1 pseudogene is annotated in these 263 nt (G+C 63.1%); it reads left to right on the top strand.

Annotation, left to right across the window (positions count from 1 at the left end):
* Positions 1–263: pseudogene (locus tag ADK65_RS07640) on the top strand (protein phosphatase); the annotation flags it as partial.

Below are 263 nucleotides of genomic sequence, written 5' to 3'. Positions count from 1 at the left end.
AGGACGCGGGTCATGTCCGGGACGCCGGCGGCGACATCCACTCCCGGTTCCAGGGCCTGTCGGCGTATTACGACGCTCCGGAGGCGGAGCAGTTGTTCGCTACGACGAAGCCGGTGAAGGAGAGGGCGGACGATTTCGCCGACGGCCTGGAGAAGGTCTCGGGTGCGTTGTCCTCTTATGCCACGGAGATTCGTCCTCTGGTGGCCAAGCTCAAGGAGCTGAAGACCAAGGCCCACACGTTCGTCGAGTCCGTCAAGGATGAT

It is taken from the genome of Streptomyces sp. NRRL B-1140 (genome assembly GCF_001280065.1).
Taxonomy (GTDB): Bacteria; Actinomycetota; Actinomycetes; order Streptomycetales; family Streptomycetaceae; genus Streptomyces.
This window is presented reverse-complemented; position numbering and strand designations above follow the sequence as displayed.